10 protein-coding genes are annotated in these 19,617 nt (G+C 72.1%); 8 read left to right on the top strand and 2 right to left on the bottom strand.

Going from position 1 to position 19,617, the window contains the following annotated elements; translation table 11 throughout:
- The first annotated feature begins 184 nt into the window (after positions 1–184).
- Together BX266_RS10585 and BX266_RS10580 are read left to right on the top strand one after the other, a co-directional pair.
- Positions 185–1,546: a glutamine synthetase family protein gene (locus BX266_RS10585; RefSeq protein WP_099898777.1), complete on the top strand. Its 1,362-nt coding sequence runs from the start codon at positions 185–187 to the stop codon at positions 1,544–1,546.
- Positions 1,547–1,774: 228 nt separating this feature from the next.
- Positions 1,775–2,458 carry a class E sortase gene (locus BX266_RS10580; RefSeq protein ID WP_259464639.1) on the top strand — a complete coding sequence of 228 codons (684 nt, stop codon included), beginning with the start codon at positions 1,775–1,777 and terminating at the stop codon, positions 2,456–2,458.
- On the opposite strand, the gene BX266_RS10575 is transcribed toward BX266_RS10580, so the two are convergent.
- Positions 2,377–3,249 carry a hypothetical protein gene (locus BX266_RS10575; RefSeq protein ID WP_099898773.1) on the bottom strand — a complete coding sequence of 291 codons (873 nt, stop codon included), beginning with the start codon at positions 3,247–3,249 and terminating at the stop codon, positions 2,377–2,379. The genes BX266_RS10580 and BX266_RS10575 overlap by 82 nt on opposite strands.
- A gap of 340 nt (positions 3,250–3,589) precedes the next feature.
- Between BX266_RS10575 and BX266_RS10570 the strand changes: the two genes are divergently transcribed.
- A complete protein-coding gene (locus tag BX266_RS10570) occupies positions 3,590–4,837 on the top strand; it encodes a glycosyltransferase family 2 protein (RefSeq protein ID WP_180290444.1) in 1,248 nt (415 codons plus the stop codon).
- Positions 4,838–4,947: 110 nt separating this feature from the next.
- Positions 4,948–8,016 (top strand): bifunctional [glutamine synthetase] adenylyltransferase/[glutamine synthetase]-adenylyl-L-tyrosine phosphorylase, encoded by a 3,069-nt coding sequence (locus tag BX266_RS10565; RefSeq protein ID WP_099898770.1) that lies wholly within the window; start codon positions 4,948–4,950, stop codon positions 8,014–8,016.
- Between the two features lie 4 nt (positions 8,017–8,020).
- On the opposite strand, the gene BX266_RS10560 is transcribed toward BX266_RS10565, so the two are convergent.
- On the bottom strand, positions 8,021–8,971 hold the full coding sequence (locus BX266_RS10560; RefSeq protein ID WP_099898768.1) for a phosphatase PAP2 family protein: 951 nt from the start codon (positions 8,969–8,971) through the stop codon (positions 8,021–8,023).
- A gap of 330 nt (positions 8,972–9,301) precedes the next feature.
- On the opposite strand from BX266_RS10560, the gene pulA reads away from it, so the two are divergent.
- The 4 genes from pulA (at position 9,302) to BX266_RS10540 (ending at position 19,481) form a co-directional block, all read left to right on the top strand.
- Positions 9,302–14,842, top strand: coding sequence for a pullulanase-type alpha-1,6-glucosidase (pulA, locus tag BX266_RS10555; RefSeq protein ID WP_099898766.1), 5,541 nt, complete (start codon positions 9,302–9,304; stop codon positions 14,840–14,842).
- A gap of 450 nt (positions 14,843–15,292) precedes the next feature.
- Positions 15,293–17,644, top strand: a complete 2,352-nt coding sequence (locus BX266_RS10550; RefSeq protein ID WP_099898764.1) for a M4 family metallopeptidase — start codon at positions 15,293–15,295, stop codon at positions 17,642–17,644.
- A 173-nt stretch (positions 17,645–17,817) separates the two neighbouring features.
- Positions 17,818–19,146 carry an ammonium transporter gene (locus BX266_RS10545; RefSeq protein ID WP_099898762.1) on the top strand — a complete coding sequence of 443 codons (1,329 nt, stop codon included), beginning with the start codon at positions 17,818–17,820 and terminating at the stop codon, positions 19,144–19,146.
- Positions 19,143–19,481 (top strand): P-II family nitrogen regulator, encoded by a 339-nt coding sequence (locus tag BX266_RS10540; protein WP_099898760.1) that lies wholly within the window; start codon positions 19,143–19,145, stop codon positions 19,479–19,481. Before BX266_RS10545 ends, BX266_RS10540 begins: the two co-directional genes overlap by 4 nt.
- Positions 19,482–19,617: the final 136 nt, after the last annotated feature.

Here is a 19,617-nt window from a genome sequence, read left to right as displayed (position 1 = left end):
CCCCGCCGGCGTACCGGCGGTCCCCGCTCGGCGTGCGGACCGTCCAGGACCGTCCAGGCTCGGCAAGCGGGCGAAGATCCGCCATGATGGTGCCGACGCGGTCCCGGCGAGCATGTCGCCGGACCGGGCCGGCCGGTGCGGGCGGCGTAACACGCGCGTAAAGAGCAGAGGTGAGACTGTCCCCATGGGCAAGCAGCAGGAGTTCGTGCTTCGCACGCTCGAGGAGCGTGACATCCGGTTCGTCCGACTGTGGTTCACCGACGTCCTCGGTTTCCTCAAGTCGGTCGCGGTTGCACCGGCGGAACTGGAACAGGCCTTCGAGGAGGGCATCGGCTTCGACGGCTCGGCGATCGAGGGCTTCGCCCGGGTCTACGAGTCCGACATGATCGCCAAGCCGGACCCGACCACCTTCCAGATACTGCCGTGGCGCTCCGAGAACCCCGGCACCGCCCGGATGTTCTGCGACATCCTGATGCCCGACGGCTCCCCCTCCTACGCCGACCCGCGCTACGTCCTCAAGCGCACCCTGGAGAAGGCCTCCGACCAGGGCTTCACCTTCTACACCCACCCCGAGATCGAGTTCTTCCTGCTCAAGGACCTGCCCGGCGACGGCACCCCGCCGACCCCCGCCGACCAGTCCGGCTACTTCGACCACACCCCGCGCGGCATCGGCCACGACTTCCGCCGCCAGGCCATCACCATGCTCGAATCCATGGGCATCTCGGTCGAGTTCAGCCACCACGAGGGCGCCCCCGGCCAGCAGGAGATCGACCTCCGCTACGCCGACGCGCTCTCCACCGCCGACAACATCATGACCTTCCGCCTGGTCATGAAGGAGGTCGCGCTCGAGCAGGGCGTGCACGCCTCGTTCATGCCGAAGCCGTTCTCCGACTTCCCCGGCTCCGGCATGCACACCCACGTCTCCCTCTTCGAGGGCGACCGCAACGCGTTCCACGAGTCCGGCGCCGAGTACCAGCTCTCCAAGGTCGGCCGCTCCTTCATCGCCGGCCTGCTCAAGTACGCCGCCGAGACCGCCGCCGTCACCAACCAGTGGGTCAACTCCTACAAGCGCATCTGGGGCGGCTCCCAGCGCACCGCCGGCGCCGGCGGCGAAGCCCCCTCCTACATCTGCTGGGGCCACAACAACCGCTCCGCGCTGATCCGCGTCCCGATGTACAAGCCCGGCAAGCAGGGCTCCACCCGCATCGAGGTCCGTTCCCTCGACACCGGCTGCAACCCCTACCTCGCCTACGCCGTCACCCTCGCCGCCGGCCTCAAGGGCATCGAGGACAACCTCGAACTCCCGCCGGGCGCCGACGACGACGTCTGGGCCCTCACCGACGCCGAACGCCGCGCCCTCGGCATCCAGCCCATGCCGCAGAACCTCGGCGAAGCCATCGACCTGATGCAGCGCAGCGAACTCGTCGCCGAAACCCTGGGCGAGCACGTCTTCGACTTCTTCCTCCGCAACAAGCGCCAGGAGTGGGAGGAGTACCGCTCCGAGGTCACCCCGTTCGAGCTCCGCAAGGTGCTCCAGGTGCTGTAAGCCCTGTTCAGCGGCCTGAACTCGGACACGAGAGAGGCCCCGTCCCGAGCGCGGATGCGCACCGGGGCGGGGCCTCTTCCCGTTTGTCGGCCCCTGGGCCGGGCGAGGGCCCGTCCGTGCGGCGCCTGCGGCCCGGCCGGCGGGCCGTGCGTGTCGCCTTGCGGCGGGTCGGTGCTCGCGGTGGAGTGGCGTTCGGCGAGCGGGCGTGACGGCGGGTGGGTGGTGAAGGTGCGGGCTGGGTCGGGCGTCGGGCGGGTGGTGGGGGACCTGCTGATCACGGCGGGGGTGCTGGTGGTGCTGTTCGCCGGGTACGCGGTCTGGTGGACCGACGGGGTGGCGGACCGGGCGGCGGACCGGGCGGTCGGGCGGCTGCGCGGCACGTGGTCGGCGCCGCCCGCGGTGGCGGCCGCTCCGCCGCCGCCCGCGGTCGGCGAGGACATCGGTCTGCTGCACGTGCCCGCGATGGGCCGCGGGTACCAGGTGCTGATCAGGGTCGGGACGGACGGCGACACCCTCGCGGACGGGGTGGCGGGGGTGTACACCACGCCGTACCGCGCGGCGATGCCCTGGGACCGGGAGGGGAACTTCGCGCTGGCGGCGCACCGGGACGGGCACGGTGCGAAGTTCCACGACCTGGACCGGGTCGGACCCGGCGACCCGCTGGTCGTCGAGACCAGGGACCGCTGGTACGTGTACCGGGTCGACGGCGTGCTGCCGGAGACCTCGCCGGACAACGCCGGGGTGATCGCGCCGGTGCCGGTCGGCTCGCCGTACCGCTCGCCGGGGCGCTACATCACGCTGACGACCTGCACGCCGGTGTACACCTCGCGCTACCGGCTGGTGGTCTGGGGGAGCCTGGTGCGGGAGGAGCCGGTGGACGGGGCCAGGACGCCGCCGGCGGAGCTGCGCTGACGGCGGGTCGGGCGCTCGACGGTCAGCAGGTCCACCTCCATGGTGACCGGGGCGGTCCCGGCCGGCGGCTGGTGGAAGCTGCCGTCGCTGATGGAGAGGTTGAGGATCAGGTAGGCGGAGAAGTCCGGTCCCACTCCGGTGTGGTCGGACCACACCTCGGTGAGCGAGTCCTGGGTCGGACCGACGTACCAGGTGTCGTTGTCGGCGCCGAGCCGCGCCGCCACGTAGATCCAGCGGCCGGCCCCGATGGTCGGGTCGCTGTAGACGGTGCTGCCCGACCTGACGTGGTTGACGAACTCGATCCGGTCGGGATGGTCGGCGTACCACTCGAAGATGTCCATCTCGTTGCCGCCGTCCCGCCAGGTCCACAGGCAGGGCCAGGCGCCGCTGTCGGCCTCGGGCAGGCGGACGTGGACCAGCACCGTGTCGCCGGTGCGGACCTCGACCCCGTTGCCGCCGGAGTCGCAGGAGTCGCCGGTGGTCAGCAGGCCGGTGTTCCAGGCGCCGTCGTCGCGGTGGGTGGCCGTGACGAGCAGGTGGCCCTGATGCACCGACAGCGCGGAGCGGGTCAGCCGGTCGAGCTTCCAACTGTCGGGGTTCTCCGTGCAGTTGGCGTAGGCCGCGCTCTGCCAGCTCCAGGTCCGACCGGGGCCGACGTCCAGATTGCCGAACCGTTCGACCAGCACCGGTCTGTCCTGCGCGGGAGTGGAGGGGGCGGCGGCCGCGGCCGGTATCGGGACGAGGGCGACGGAGAGGCCGGTCGCCACGGCGAGGAGGAAGCGGGTCAGCATGGCGTTCAGGATCGCCTCCGGCGGGCCGGTGCGCGCAGGGACGGGGCCGACCGGATGAATCGGCGGAGCCGGAGCCGGCGGGGCGTCATCTGACGGTGTGTTACCGGCGGGCGGATCCGGGGCCCGTGGTAATTCTTGGTCCGGCTTCACGGGCGGCGATCCGGATATTTCGAAATCAGTTCGAATATGTGCCGGTAAATCCCGACGATTCGCACTCGGACCAGTCAAATGGAGAAACCATGTACGGACTTGCTCACACCGGCGTCGCCTCGCTGGCCCTGCTGGCGGCCGGCGGGGCCACCGCCGCCATCGGCGCGGCCGTGAAGTGGTTCTCGCGCCGGTGACCTACGCCGTCACCGTGCTGATCCCGGCACACGACGAGGCGGACTTCATCGCTGACGCGGTGGAGTCCGCACTGGCGCAGACGGTCCGGCCGGTCCGGGTGCTGGTCGTCGCGGACGCGTGCACCGACGACACCGCCGGGATCGCCCGGCGGTGCGGCGCCGACGTCCTGGAGGTCCACCAGGAGAGCAAGCCGCGCTCGCTGAACCTCGCCCTCGCGGAGGTGACCACCGAGTACGTGGCCCTGCTCGACGCCGACGGCTACTTCGCCTCCCCCGACGTGCTGGAGACGTGCCTGGTCAGGATGGGGGAGAAGGGCTTCGGCGGCGTCTGCATGTCCGTCACGCCGCACAGCGTGAAGGGGGTGTTCCAGCGCTCGCGGACCATCGAGTGGGCGGCCGCCCACCGGATGTCGCGGACGGTGGAGTCCTGGCACGGCTGGGTGGCGGTGCTCTCCGGCTGCGCCGGGGTCTACCGCACCGACGCGGTCCGGTCGGTCGACGGGTGGTCCACCGACAGCCTCTGCGAGGACGTCGAACTGGCCCTGAAGATGAACCGCTCCGGCCTGCGGGCGGGCTTCGTGCCGGGCGCGTACGTCTGCGTCCGGGACCCGGGCAGCTGGCGGGTCTACTGGCGGCAGACCCACCGCTGGGCGGCCGGCTGGGCCCAGGCCCTGTACAAACACCGCGGGCTGTTCTTCCGCAGCTGGGGATTCACCCGGGTGTTCGGCGCGATGCTCGTGGACAGCGCACTGCTCGCCAGCGGATATGTCTCGCTGCTTTACCACCTGGCCACCGGATTCGCGGAATTCGACACCTTCCGCTGGATGGGCTGGTGGTTCCTGGTCATGGGCGTGATCACCCTCGGCACGGCCAGCCTGCAGATCGGGATCCGGCGGACGCTGGTGAACTACCCGGCCTACCTGCTGGTGGGCACGCTGGGGGCGCTGCTGTCGCTGTGGGTGATGTTCCGCGAATGGGTGCTGGGCAGACACCTGACCTCCTGGACCGGACGGCAGGGCCGACGGACCGTCATCACCCGGATGTCGGACCGGCGCAGACTGGTGCTCACCGCGATCGGCGGCGGGGCGGGCGGGCTCGGGTCGCTGCTCGGCGCGCTCCGGCACCGGCCGGACCTGACCCTGACCGGAGCCGCGGCCACCGGATCCGTGCTGGTCGCCGCGGTGCTGTGGCACCTGGTGGGCCGGCTCCCGGAACGGGTCGACCCGGCGGCCGCCGGAACCTGACGACGGCCCAGGTCCGCGGCGGCAGGAGGGCGCCCGGCGACCGTAGGCTGGGTTTCCGGGCCCGACTCGCACACCCCAGCGGGTCCAGGTCGCGGTGGAGGGGCGAGGCGATGACGAACGAGGAACGGGCCGGCAGCCGGGTCAGCCGGCTGGAGACCCGACTGGTGCGGCGGGGGTTCTCCGATCCGGACCAGGCGGTGCGGCTGCTGGCCGAGCCCGCGCTGCACGGGCTCGCGAGCGACCCGGTGCTGCTGGACGCGCTGGGGGCGGCCGCCGACCCCGACCAGGCGCTGTTCGGGCTGGCCCGGCTGCTGGAGGCGCTCGATCCGCACGAGCGGCACACCCTGCGCGACACCCTCACCACCTCGAAGCCGCTGCGGGACCGCCTGCTGGGGGTGCTGGGCGCGTCCACCGCGCTCGCCGACCACCTGGCGCGGCACCCCCGGGACTGGCACGCCCTGGTCACCTTCGAACTGCGCGACATCCACCCGGGCCGGGGCGAGTTCCTGAGCGAGCTGGCCCGCCGGGTGGACTCCGCGACGGGCAACAAGGCGGACGCGCTGCGGGCCGCGTACCGGCGCTGCCTGCTGGCGATCGCCGCCCGCGACCTGTCCGGCACCACCGACCTGCCGCAGGCCGCGGCCGAACTGGCCGACCTGGCCGGGGCCACCCTGCAGACCGCGCTCGAGCTGGCCGCCGAGCAGGACCCGGCGGCGGCCGCGGCCTGCCGGCTGGCGGTCATCGGCATGGGCAAGTGCGGCGGGCGCGAGCTCAACTACGTCTCCGACGTGGACGTGGTCTTCGTCGCGGAGCCGCGCGAGGGCGTCGAGGAGCAGCGCGCCATGCAGGCCGCCACCCGGCTGGCCGCGGCCACCATGCGGCTGTGCTCCGACACCACCGGCGAGGGCACCATCTGGCCGGTCGACGCCAACCTGCGCCCCGAGGGCCGCAACGGGCCGCTGGTGCGCACCCTCGCCAGCCACCTCGCGTACTACCAGCGCTGGGCCAAGACCTGGGAGTTCCAGGCGCTGCTGAAGGCCCGCCCGGTGGCCGGCGACGCCGAGCTCGGCCGCGCCTACGCCGAGGCGATCGCCCCGATGGTGTGGCAGGCCGCCGCCCGGGAGAACTTCGTCACCGACGTGCAGCAGATGCGCCGCCGGGTGATCGACGCGATCCCGGCGGGCGAGGTCGACCGGCAGCTGAAGCTCGGCCCGGGCGGGCTGCGCGACGTGGAGTTCTCGGTGCAGCTGCTGCAGCTGGTGCACGGGCGCACCGACGAGTCGCTGCGCAGCGGCAACACCCTGGAGGCGCTGGCGGCGCTGAGCGCGGGCGGGTACGTCGGGCGGGCCGACGCGGCCTCGCTGGACGGCGCGTACCGCTTCCTGCGGTCGCTGGAGCACCGCATCCAGCTGCAACGGCTGCGCCGCACCCACCTGATGCCCACCGATCCCGCGGACCTGCGCCGGCTGGCCCGCACCATGACCCCGCTGATCAACGACGCCGCGTTCGTCGGGGAGACCGGCCGGGCCGACCCGGTGGCCGCGCTGCAACGGGAGTGGAAGCGGCACGCCGTCGAGGTGCGGCGGCTGCACGAGCGACTGTTCTACCGCCCGCTGCTGGACGCCGTCGCGGAACTGCCGGTGGCCGAGCTGAGGGTCACCCGGGCCGGCGCGGCGGGGCTGTCCACCGAGGCCGCCAAGCAGCGGCTGGCCGCGCTCGGCTACGCCGATCCGGCCGCCGCGCTGCGGCACATCTCGGCGCTGGCCTCGGGGGTCAGCCGGAAGGCCGCGATCCAGCGCACCCTGCTGCCGGTGCTGCTCGGCTGGTTCGCCGACTCCGCCGACCCGGACGCCGGCCTGCTGAACTTCCGCCAGGTCTCCGACGCGCTCGGCCGCACCCCCTGGTACCTGCGCCTGCTGCGGGACGAGGGCGCCGCCGCCGAGCAGCTGGCCCGGGTGCTGTCCGCCGGGCGGCTCGCGCCCGACCTGCTGCTGCGCGCCCCGGAGGCGGTCGCGATGCTCGGCGACCCGAACGGGCTCGCCCCGCGCGGCCGGCCGGCGCTGGAGGCGGAGATCCTGGCCGCCGTCGGCCGGGCGGCCGATCCGGCCGCGGGGGTGGCGGCCGTGCGCGCCGTGCGGCGGCGGGAGCTGTTCCGCACGGCGGCCGCCGACCTGCTCGGGCGCCTCGGCGCGGACGACCCGGCGGCGCTGGACGTGGCGGGCGAGGCGCTGACCTCGATCACGGCCGCCACCCTGCAGGGCGCGCTGCGCGCCGCGGTCAACGGCTGGGAGGCCCGCAACGGCGAGCTGCCCACCCGGATCTCGATCATCGGGATGGGCCGGTTCGGCGGCCACGAGCTGGGCTACGGCTCGGACGCGGACGTGCTGTTCGTCCACGAGCCCCGGCTCGGGGTGCTCGACGAGGACGCCGCGAAGGCCGCGCAGGCGGTGATCCACGAGCTGCGGACGCTGCTGGCCGCGCCCTCGGTGGAGCCCCCGCTGCTGGTCGACGCGGACCTCCGCCCGGAGGGCCGGCAGGGTCGGCTGGTGCGGACCCTCAGCTCCTACGCCGCGTACTACGCGCGGTGGTCGCACGCCTGGGAGAGCCAGGCGCTGCTGCGGGCGGAGCCGATGGTCGGCGACGCGGAGCTGGGGGAGCGGTTCCGGCTGCTGATCGACCCGCTGCGCTTCCCCGGGACGGGGGTCTCCGAGCGGGACCTGATCGAGATCCGCCGGATCAAGGCGAGGATCGAGGCGGAGCGGCTGCCGCGCGGGGCCGATCCCACCACCCACACCAAGATCGGCCGGGGCGGCCTCGCCGACGTCGAGTGGACGGTCCAGCTGCTGCAGCTCCAGCACGGCCACGAGGTGCCGGAGCTGCGCACCACCCGGACCAGGGCCGCGCTGGCCGCCGCGGCGGCGGCCGGGCTGGTGGACCGGGAGGACGCGGAGGTGCTCGACGCCGCGTGGGTGCTGGCCTCCCGGGTGCGGGCCGCGGTCATGCTGGTCCGCGGCCGGGCCGGGGACTCGTTCCCGGGCGACGCGCGCGAACTCGCCGGGGTGGCCCGCTACCTGGGCTACGGCGTGGGGCACTCCGGCGAGCTGCTGGACGAGTACCGCCGGACGACGCGGCGCGCCCGCCGTGCGGTGGAGCGGCTGTTCTACGGCGCCGAGGCGTGAGGCCTCAGGCCGTGACCTTGGTGTCCCACTGGGCCGGGACGGTCAGCTGCTCGTCCCGGGCGTCGTCCGGGTGCCGGGGGAGCCGGTAGGCCCAGGTGTGGTAGACCGCGCGGGCGGCGACGAAGCCCACGGCCAGGCAGATCAGGCCGCCGACGGCGTCCAGCCAGAAGTGGTTGGCGGTGGAGACGATCACGCTGAGGGTGACCAGCGGGTAGGCCAGGCCGAGGGCGCGGATCCAGGGGCGGCGGGCCAGGAAGAAGATGGTCAGGCCGCACCAGGTGGACCAGCCGATGTGCATCGACGGCATGGCGGCGAACTGGTTGGAGACGTGCGCGCCGGCGCCGGAGGCCAGCGAGCCCCAGGTCTGGTGGAGGGTGACGGTGTCCACGAAGCCGCCGTTGGTCATCAGGCGCGGCGGGGCCAGCGGGAAGCAGTAGAAGCCGACCAGGGCGATGCCGGTGGTGACGAACAGCACGGTGCGGGAGGCGGCGTACCGGCCGGGGTGCGAGCGGTACAGCCAGACCAGCACGCCGATGGTGATGATGAAGTGCAGGGTGGCGTAGTAGTAGTTCATCCCGACGATCAGCCAGGTGACCGAGTTCACGCCGTGGTTGATGGAGCGCTCGACGGCGATGCCCAGGGTCTGTTCCAGGTGCCAGACCCAGCTGGAGTGCTTCTGGGCGATCGCGGCCTGTTCCGGGACGGCGTTGCGGACCAGCGAGTAGAGCCAGTAGCTGAGGCCGATCAGGGCGAGCTCGAACAGCAGGCGCGGCCGGCGCGGGGTGCGCCGTTGTTCGCGCACGCGGCTGCGGACGGCGGCGGCGGGTGACTGGGCGACGCGGGTGGCTCCGCCGGGCGTACGGGCGGTGTGGTCCGTGCCCGGGTCGGAACCGCCCAGCGTGGTCCGTCCGGCGCGGTCGGCGCCGGCAGCGTGGATCTCGGTCGGTTCCCCCATGGACGAAGAGTCTGCCAGACCACATGTGGTCGCTTGCTCATCCTCTGGTTGGGGATTCTTCACCGACTGTCCCCCTACGGGGGTAGGGGTCGATCGGTTCTCGAGGCGCATGCGGTCCATTGTGGCGCGCGGGTTACGAGGGGTCGAACCGGGGTCTCGTTCGCGTGCCCACGGTGCGTCGGCGAAGGAGCGGCGCGGCCGGGGCGGTCAGGTCACGACTCGGTATGACTCGCGCCCGAAACCGCTTTCGCATCTTGCTGAAACATCTTGCAGGGCGCTAGGTTCCACGCCACCCACCCCTGCCAGAGCGCCCCTAGGGAGAGCCCAGCCGTGGCCGACGCCCAGTCCCGCCCCCCGCGCCGCACCACCCCGTACCGCCGCCCCGGACGCGCCTCCGTCCTGATGGCGTCGTCGCTGATCGCCGCCACCCTGGGCGCCGCGCCGCTGGCGGTGGCCGCGCCCGCCGCCCCGCCGGCCCCGCCCTCGGACAAGGCGCTGGCCGCCACCGCGGCCCGGCACGACCTGACCCGGGAGCAGTTCTACTTCGTCCTGCCGGACCGGTTCGCCAACGGCAGCACCGGCAACGACACCGGCGGCATCACCGGCGGCCGGCTGGACAACGGCCTGGACCCGGCCGACAAGGGCTTCTACCACGGCGGCGACCTGCAGGGCCTGATCAACAAGCTGGACTACATCCAGGACCTCGGCACCACCGCGATCTGGATGGCGCCGATCTTCAAGAACCAGCCGGTGCAGGGCGCCGGCGCGGACGCCTCGGCCGGCTACCACGGCTACTGGATCACCGACTTCACCCAGGTCGACCCGCACTTCGGCACCAACGCGCAGCTCAAGGAGCTGATCGACAAGGCGCACAAGCGCGGCATCAAGGTCTTCTTCGACGTCATCACCAACCACACCGCGGACGTCGTCGACTACGCGGAGCACAGCTACGACTACCGCTCCGCGGGCGCCTACCCGACCCTCGACGCGGACGGCAACCCGGTGGACGAGACGGCGGTCGCCGACGCCCGGGCGCAGTGGCCGAGCATCACCAAGGACTCCTTCCCCTACACCCCGGTGCTGCGCGACCAGGCGGGCGCGACCGCGAAGACCCCGTCCTGGCTGAACGACCCGTCGCTCTACCACAACCGCGGCAACTCGACCTTCGTCGGCGAGTCCGCGACCGAGGGCGACTTCTCCGGCCTGGACGACCTGGACACCCAGAACCCCAAGGTCGTCGCCGGGATGGAGAAGATCTACCAGACCTGGGTCGCCGAGACCGGGGTGGACGGCTTCCGGATCGACACCGTGAAGCACGTCAACCTGGCGTTCTGGGAGCAGTGGGCACCGGCCCTGAAGCAGTTCGCGGCGCAGCAGGGCAACAAGAAGTTCTTCATGTTCGGCGAGGTGTACTCGGGCGACCCGGCGGTGACCTCCCCGTACGTCACCCAGGGCAAGCTGCAGGCGACGCTGGACTTCGCGTTCCAGGAGGCGGCCCGCAAGTACGTCTCGCAGAACGGTTCGGCGAAGGCGCTGTCCGAGCTGTACGCGCAGGACTACCGCTACACCACGGCCGACACCGACGCGTACGAGCTGCCGACCTTCCTCGGCAACCACGACATGGGCCGGTTCGGGTCGTTCCTGCAGAGCGACAACCCGGGGGCGTCCAACGAGGCGCTGCTGAAGAAGGACCGGCTCGCCAACGAGCTGCAGTTCCTGACCCGCGGTCAGCCCGTCGTCTACTACGGCGACGAGCAGGGCTTCACCGGCGCGGGCGGCGACAAGGACGCCCGGCAGGACATGTTCGCCTCCAGCACCCCGTCCTACAACAGCGACACGGTGATCGGCGGCGTCTCCGGCCCGCAGGACCGGTACGGCCAGGACGGCGCGCTGTACCGGGGGATCTCCGGCCTGGCGAAGCTGCGCAAGGACAACCCGGCGCTGGCTGACGGCGCGCAGGTCGAGCGGTACGCGGCGGACGGGCCGGGCGTGTACGCCTTCTCCCGGATCGACGCCAAGGACCAGGTCGAGTACCTGGTGGCGGTGAACAACGCGGCCGAGGCGAAGACCGTCACGCTGGACACCTTCTCCGCGGGCATGGACTTCGCCGGCCTCTACGGCTCCGCGGGCAAGGTCACCAGCGGCGCGGACGGCAAGGTGACGGTCACCGTCCCGGCGATGTCCTCGCTGGTGCTGAAGGCGGCGCACAAGCTGGCCAAGCCCGCGGCCGGCCCGTCGATCACGGTGGACGCGCCGGCCGACGGCTCGTACGGCACGGTGGCGCTGGGCGCGAACGTGCCCGGCGGCGGCTTCAACCGGGTGACCTTCGCCGCGCAGGTCGGCGACGGGGCCTGGCAGACCCTCGGCACCGCCGACAGCGGCGTGTACAAGGTGACGCAGAACCTGGCCGGCGTGGCGCCCGGCACCGTGGTGCGGTTCAAGGCGGTCGTGGAGGACTCCGCGGGCCGACTGGCCTCCACCACCGGGCAGTTCACGACCGGTCAGCAGACGCCGACGCCCGCGCCGAGCGCGGTCTCGCGGCCCTACGCGGTGGTGCACTACCAGCGCAAGGACGGCGACTACGACGGCTGGAACCTGTACACCTGGGGCGACATCGCCGACGGCGAGGCGACCACCTGGCCGGACGGGCACGGCTTCGTCGGGCGGGACGCGTACGGCGCGTTCGCGTACGTGAAGCTGAAGGGCGGCGCGTCCGACGTCGGGTTCGTGGTGGAGAAGAACGGCACCAAGGACGTCGACCAGGACCGGCACATCGACATCTCCGCCACCGGCGAGGTGTGGATCAAGGAGGGCGACGCCACCGTGCGGACCGCCGACCCGGACGGGGCGCAGGAGGTCCCGGCGGGGAAGGCGATCATCCACTACCGGCGGGCCGACGGGAACTACACCGGCTGGGGCGTGCACGACTGGACGGGCGCGGCCACGCCCACCGACTGGGGCAACCCGCTGCTGCCGGCCCGGCAGGACGCGTTCGGCGCGGTCTACGAGGTGCCGCTGGCGGACGGGGCGACCAGCCTCAGCTACATCATCCACAACGGCGGCGACAAGGACCTGCCGCAGGACCAGTCGCTGAACTTCGCCACCTCCGGCCGCGAGGTGTGGATCATCGGCGGGCAGGAGGGCTACCTGCTGCCGCAGACCGCGGGCGTCTCCTCGCAGCTCGACCTGGGCTCGGCGAAGGCCCAGTGGATCGACGCGAAGACCGTCGTGGTGCCCGCCAACTACGGTGCCGCGGACGCCCAGTTGGCGGGCGGCACCAGCGCCCAGCTGATCTACGACCCGGAGGGCGGCCTGACCGTCGACAAGGGCGTGCTGTCCAAGCCCGGCCACTGGATCCGGCTGAGCCGGGCGACCGGCCTGACGGACGCCCAGAAGGCGAAGTTCCCGCACCTGGCGGGCTACCGGGCCTTCACCGTCGACCCGCGCGACGCCGGCCGGGTCACCGCCGCGCTGCGCAGCCAGCTGGTCTTCACCGAGCACCTGCCGAACGGCGCGGCGCTGGCCGCCACCGGTGTGCAGATCCCGGGCGTACTGGACGACCTGTACGCGGCGAAGGCGGCCTCCGCCCAGCTCGGCCCGGTGTACTCGGTGAAGAAGGGCCACGGCTGGTTCGGCCACGACGAGCGCCAGGTGACGCTGTCGCTGTGGGCGCCGACCGCGACCGAGGTGGCGGTGCAGCTGTTCGACAGGGCGAGCGGCGGGACGGCGAAGACCGTGCCGTTGAAGCGGGACGAGGCGTCGGGCGTCTGGTCGCTGACCAAGGACGCCGAGGAACTGGACGGCCGGTACTACCTCTACCAGGTGAAGGTCTGGGCGCCGAGCGTCCAGCAGCTGGTCACCAACACCGTCACCGACCCGTACTCGACCGCGCTGTCCGCCGACTCGACGCGCAGCCTGGTCGCCGACCTGTCGGCCTCGGCCACCAAGCCCAAGGGCTGGGACCAGCACCGCAGCCCGGAGGCGATCCCGGCGGCGAAGCAGCAGATCCAGGAGCTGCACGTGCGGGACTTCTCGTCCGCCGACAGCACCGTGCCGGCCGACGAGCGGGGCACCTACCTGGCGTTCACGCAGTCGAAGTCCGCGGGCATGCAGCACCTGAAGGACCTCGCCAAGGCCGGGGTGACGACCATTCACCTGCTGCCGACCTTCGACATCGCCACCATCCGGGAGAACCGGGCCGACCAGAAGCTGCCGGCCTGCGACCTGCCCGCGCTGGCCGCGGACTCCGCGCAGCAGCAGGAGTGCGTGGCGGCGGTGCAGGCCGACGACGCCTACAACTGGGGCTACGACCCGCTGCACTACACCGTCCCCGAGGGCTCGTACGCCACCGACCCGAACGGCACGGCGCGCACCGTGCAGTTCCGCGAGATGGTGCAGGCGATGCACGACGCGGGCCTGCGGGTGGTGCTGGACGTGGTGTACAACCACACCGCGGCGGCCGGCCAGGACCAGCACTCGGTGCTGGACAAGGTCGTCCCCGGCTACTACCAGCGCCTCAGCGACAGCGGCAAGGTCACCACCGACTCGTGCTGCGCCGACACCGCGCCCGAGCACGCCATGATGAACAAGCTGGTGGTCGACTCGGTGGTCACCTGGGCCAAGCAGTACCGGGTGGACGGCTTCCGGTTCGACCTGATGGGCCTGGACCCGAAGTCGACCATGCTGGACGTGCAGTCCGCGCTGCGCGGGCTGACCCCGCAGAAGGACGGCGTCAGCGGGAAGGACGTCTTCCTGTACGGCGAGGGCTGGAACTTCGGCACCGTCGCCAACGACTCCCGGTTCGTCCAGGCCACCCAGGTCAACATGGCCGGCACCGGCATCGCGACCTTCAACGACCGGGTCCGGGACGCCGGCCGCGGCGGCAACTACATGCTCTCCTCGGCTCCGCAGCAGGGCTTCGCGTCGGGCCTGTTCACCGACCCGAACGGCTCGGCGGACAACGGCACCCCGGCCGAGCAGAAGGCCCGGCTGCTGCACCAGATGGACCAGATCAAGGTCGGTCTGACCGGCAACCTGGCGGGCTACCGGTTCACCGACAGCAGCGGGACGGGCGTCACCGGCGCCGGCGTCGACTACAACGGCGCGCCGACCGGGTACGCGGCCGCCCCGGGCGAGGCGGTGGAGTACCTGGACGCGCACGACAACGCGGACCTGTACGACGCGCTGGCGTTCAAGCTGCCGCAGGGCACCTCGCCCGCCGACCGGGCCCGGATGCAGGCGCTCGGCCTGTCGCTGACCGCGCTGAGCCAGGGACCGGGCTTCGCCCAGGCGGGCAGCGACCTGCTGCGCTCCAAGTCGCTGGACGCCAACTCCTTCGACTCCGGCGACTGGTTCAACTCGATCAGCTGGGACTGCACCCGGGGCAACGGCTGGGGCCGCGGCCTGCCGATGGCGGCCGACAACCAGTCGATGTGGGACCGCAGCAAGCAGCTGCTGGCCGACCCCAAGCTGCGGATGGGCTGCAACGAGATGGGGTCGAGCACCGCCATCTACCAGCAGTTCCTGAAGATCCGTCAGTCCTCGCCGCTGTTCTCGCTGTCCACCGCGGCGGAGGTGCAGCGCCGGCTGTCCTTCCCGCTGTCGGGCACCGCGGGGGAGAACCCGGGCGTGATCACCATGCACCTGGACGGCACCGGCCTGAAGGGCGCGGAGAAGGGCCTCACGGTGGTCTTCAACGCCACCCCGACCGCCCGGACCCAGACCGTGGCGGGCCTGCGCGGCAGCACGCAGGAGCTGCACAAGGTGCAGGCGAAGGGCGCGGACGCGGTGGTCAAGCAGGCAGCCTTCGACCCGGCCACGGGCACCTTCACGGTGCCGGGCCGGACGGTGGCGGTGTTCGTCCAGAACTGATGGTTTCCCAGCGGTAACAGGGGCCTCACCTTCGGGTGGGGCCCTTCGCCGTGTTGGCCGAAAACCGATGCTGTCGCACGGAGTTCGCCGGGGGCCTTCCCGACGGCGTCCCACATGCCGGACCATGAGGGCCTGTTGACGGGCCCGTCGGGCATGGCGTGGCGCGGTCAATAATCGGTCAATCCGTGGCATGCATCTGTCATTCATGAGTCGTTTGCTGCCACGATTCCCCCGGCTGCGGATGGACAGGTAGCCCCAACACCCGCCGGTGGAGCCCTCCCCAGGCCACCGGCAGCCCGCAGCCCGGCACGCGCTCGTCGTGCCCGGCACCGCGAAAGTGCACCGCACCCCGCGCCGCGAACCAGCGGCAGGGGCCCCCGCTGCGCCGCAACCGCGGCCAGATTCTCTCCACCGCTCGTGACCCCGCGACGGTCGGTAAAGGAGTCTCGCATGTCTCGCTACACGCATGCCCGCGTGAGCATGGCCGCCCTGGCGGCCACCACCGCACTGCTGGTGACCGCGATCCCGGTGGCGGTGGCCCAGGCCGCCCCCGCCGTCCCGTCCGCGACCGGTCAGGTCGCCGACCAGCAGGCCGCCGCCGGGCACGCCCAGCTGATCTCCGACGCCGGCACCCGCTCCGCGCAGTTCGCGCAGGCGCTGGGCCTGGGCGGCAGCGAGAAGCTGGTGGTCAGGGACGCGTTCAAGGACGCCGACGGCACCCAGCACTTCCGCTACGAGCGCACCTACGCCGGACTCCCCGTCCTCGGCGGCGACCTGGTGGTCCACCAGGCCGCCAACGGCACCACCAAGGGCGTCGACCGGGCCTCCACGGCCTCGCTGGCCGGCCTGTCCACCACCCCGAAACTGGCCGCCGACAAGGGCCAGGCCAGCGCGCTGGCCGCCCAGGCCGGCTCCGCCCTGGAGACCGCGCCCCGCCTGGTGGTGTGGGCCGCCGACAACAACCCGCGGCTCGCCTGGGAGACCGTGGTCTCCGGCGTCGAGGCCGACGGCACCCCGAGCAAGCTGCACGTGGTCACCGACGCCACCAGCGGCGCCGTCATCCAGAAGTGGGAGGGCGTGCAGACCGGCACCGGCAACGGCGTCTTCGTCGGCAACGTCACCATCGGTACCACGCTGTCCGGCTCGACGTACCAGCTGAAGGACGCCAGCCGCGGCGGGATGTACACCACCAACCTGAACAACGGGACCAGCGGCAACGGCACCCTGTTCACCAAGTCCACCGACAGCTGGGGCGACGGCACCGTCTCCAACAAGGAGTCCGCGGCCGTCGACGCCCACTACGGCGTCTCGATGACCTGGGACTACTACAAGAACACCTTCGGCCGCAGCGGCATCCGCAACGACGGCGTCGGCGCGTACAGCCGGGTCCACTACGGCAGCAGCTACGTGAACGCGTTCTGGGACGACAGCTGCTTCTGCATGACCTACGGCGACGGCGCGTCCAACACCCACCCGCTGACCGAACTCGACGTCGCGGGGCACGAGATGACGCACGGCGTCACCTCCAACACGGCCGGCCTGAACTACTCCGGCGAGTCCGGCGGCCTGAACGAGTCCACCTCGGACGTGTTCGGCACCATGGTCGAGTTCTACGCGAACCTGCCGAAGGACAACCCGGACTACCTGATCGGCGAGCTGATCAACATCAACGGCGACGGCACGCCGCTGCGCTACATGGACAAGCCCTCCAAGGACGGCGGCTCCGCCGACTCCTGGTACAGCGGCGTCGGCAACCTCGACGTCCACTACTCCTCGGGCGTCGGCAACCACGCCTTCTACCTGCTGGCCGAGGGCAGCGGCGCCAAGGTGATCAACGGCGTCTCCTACAACTCGCCGACCGCGAACAGCATCACCGTCACCGGCATCGGCCGGGACAAGGCCGCGGCGATCTGGTACCGGGCGCTCACCACGTACTGGACCTCCACCACCAACTACGCCAGCGCCCGGGCCGGCATGCTCTCCGCGGCCACCGACCTGTACGGCGCGGGCTCGGCCGAGTACAACGCCACCGCGACCGCCTGGGCGGCCGTGAACGTCGGCTCGCTGCCCAGCACGGGCGGCCCGACCGTCACCAGCCCCGGCAACCAGTCGACCGCGCTGAACGGCGCGGTCAGCCTGCAGATCGCGGCCACCGGCGGCACCGCGCCGCTCAGCTACTCGGCCACCGGCCTGCCCACCGGCCTGTCGATCAACGCCTCCACCGGCAAGATCACCGGCACCGCCACCGCGGCCGGCACCTACAGCGTCACCGTCACCGCGAAGGACGCCGCCAACAAGACCGGCACCGCCTCCTTCACCTGGACCGTCACCACCGGTGGCGGCGGCAGCTGCACCCCGACCAACCTGCTCGGCAACCCCGGCTTCGAGACCGGCACCGCCAGCCCCTGGACCGCCACCTCCGGCGTGGTCGACAACTCCTCCTCCGAGGCCGCCCACGGCGGTTCCTGGAAGGCCTGGATGGACGGCTACGGCTCCGCCCACACCGACAGCATCTCGCAGACCGTCACCATCCCGGCCGGCTGCAAGGCGACGCTGAGCTACTGGCTGCACATCGACACCGCCGAGACCGGCAGCACCGCGTACGACAAGCTCACCGTCACCGTCAACGGCACCTCGGTGGCCTCCTACTCGAACGTGAACGCCGCCACCGGCTACGCGCAGAAGACCATCGACCTGTCCTCGTACGCGGGCCAGAGCGTCACGGTGAAGTTCAACGCGGTCGAGGACTCCTCGCTGCAGACCTCCTTCGTGATCGACGACACCGCCGTCCAGACCGGCTGACCCACCCTCAGGGACCGGGCCCGGCAGCCGCTCCGGCTGCCGGGCCCCGGCACGTCCGGCTCCGTGCGCGCGGATGTCCGAACGGTGAGATTCCGGAAACCCCCGGGCAACACGAAACACCGCCGAAACACCGACGACGGCGGAGCGAAATCCGGCCCGGCGAAACTCCCGGAATGCTCCTCGCTGACACCCCACCCACCCTGGACAGCGGCGACACCGCCTGGCTGCTGGCCTGCACCGCGCTCGTCCTGCTGATGACGCCGGGCCTCGCGCTGTTCTACGGCGGCATGGTGCGCACCAAGAGCGTGCTCAACATGATCATGATGAGCTTCGTCTCGATCGCCGTGGTCACCGTGGTCTGGCTGCTGGCCGGCTACACCCTCGCCTTCGGCCCCGACGCCGGCTGGGGCCTGATCGGCTCGCTCGACCACCTCGGCATGTCCGGCATCACGCCCACCAGCCTCACCGGGCACGTCCCCACCCTGCTGTTCGCCACCTTCCAGCTGACCTTCGCGATCATCACCGCCGCCCTGGTCTCCGGCGCCATCGCCGACCGCGCCAAGTTCGGCTCCTGGGTGGCCTTCACGGCCGTCTGGACGCTGCTGGTGTACGTCCCCGTCGCGCACTGGGTGTTCGCCCCCGACGGCTGGATCCTCAAGCACCTGGGCGCGCTGGACTTCGCGGGCGGCACCGTGGTCGAGGTCAACTGCGGCGCCAGCGGCCTCGCCCTGGCCCTGCTGCTCGGCCCCCGGCTCGGCTTCAGGAAGGAGGCCATGCGCCCGCACAACCTGCCGCTGGTGCTGCTCGGCGCGGGCCTGCTCTGGTTCGGCTGGTTCGGCTTCAACGGCGGCTCCGCGCTGGGGGCCAACGGCCTGGCCGCCGCCGCGGTGCTGAACACCCAGGCGGCGGGCTGCGCCGGCCTGCTCGGCTGGCTGGTGGTGGAGAAGCGGCGCGACGGCCACGCCACCACCCTCGGCGCGGCCTCCGGCGCGGTGGCCGGCCTGGTCGCCATCACCCCGTCCTGCGGCAGCGTCGACCTGTTCGGCGCGCTGGTGATCGGCCTGGCCGCCGGCGTGGTCTGCTGCTCCGCCGTCAGCTGGAAGTTCCGCTTCGGCTACGACGACTCGCTCGACGTGGTCGGCGTGCACTTCGTGGCCGGCGTCATCGGGACCCTGCTGATCGGCGTGTTCGCCACCGCCGTGATGACCGGCGGCCCCGCCGGCCTGCTGCACGGCGGCGGATTCGGCCAGGGCGGCAAGCAGCTGGTGGCCGTCGTGGTGGTGGCCGGGTACGCCTTCGGGATGACCTACGGCATCGGCCGGGCGATCGACCGGCTGATGGGATTCCGGGCCGCGCCCGAGCACGAACGCACCGGCCTGGACCTCGCCGTGCACGCCGAGACCGCGTACGATCACGGCGTCCTGGGCCTCGGCTCCGCCACCGCCCACGCCAGCGTGCACCCGCACGGTGCGCCCGCCTCCGACAGGACCCGCCCCGTATGAAGCTGATCACCGCCGTCGTCAAGCCGTTCAAGCTGGATGAGGTCAAGACCGCGCTGCAGGAGCTCGGCGTGCACGGACTGACCGTCACCGAGGCCAGCGGCTACGGACGGCAGCACGGCCACACCGAGGTCTACCGGGGTGCGGAGTACCGGATCGACCTGGTGCCGAAGGTGCGGATCGAGGTGGTGGTGGAGGACGAGGACGCCGAGCGGGTCACCGAGGCGATCGTGGCCGCCGCCCGCACCGGCAAGATCGGCGACGGCAAGGTCTGGGTGGTTCCGGTGGACGGCATCGTCCGGGTCCGCACCGGCGAGCGCGGGCCGGACGCGGTCTGACGGGCCGTCAGCACGGCCTCGGCCCCCTGGCGTTGTCGCGCCCGGGGGCCTTCCGCGTCCGTTGTTCGGATGCGGGCGCGGCCGGCCCGGGTTAGGGTCCCGGCATGTCCTTCTTCCACCAGATCTACGGCTGACG

Origin of the sequence: Streptomyces sp. TLI_171 (genome assembly GCF_003610255.1) — a bacterium.
GTDB lineage: Bacteria > Actinomycetota > Actinomycetes > Streptomycetales > Streptomycetaceae > Kitasatospora.
This window is presented reverse-complemented; position numbering and strand designations above follow the sequence as displayed.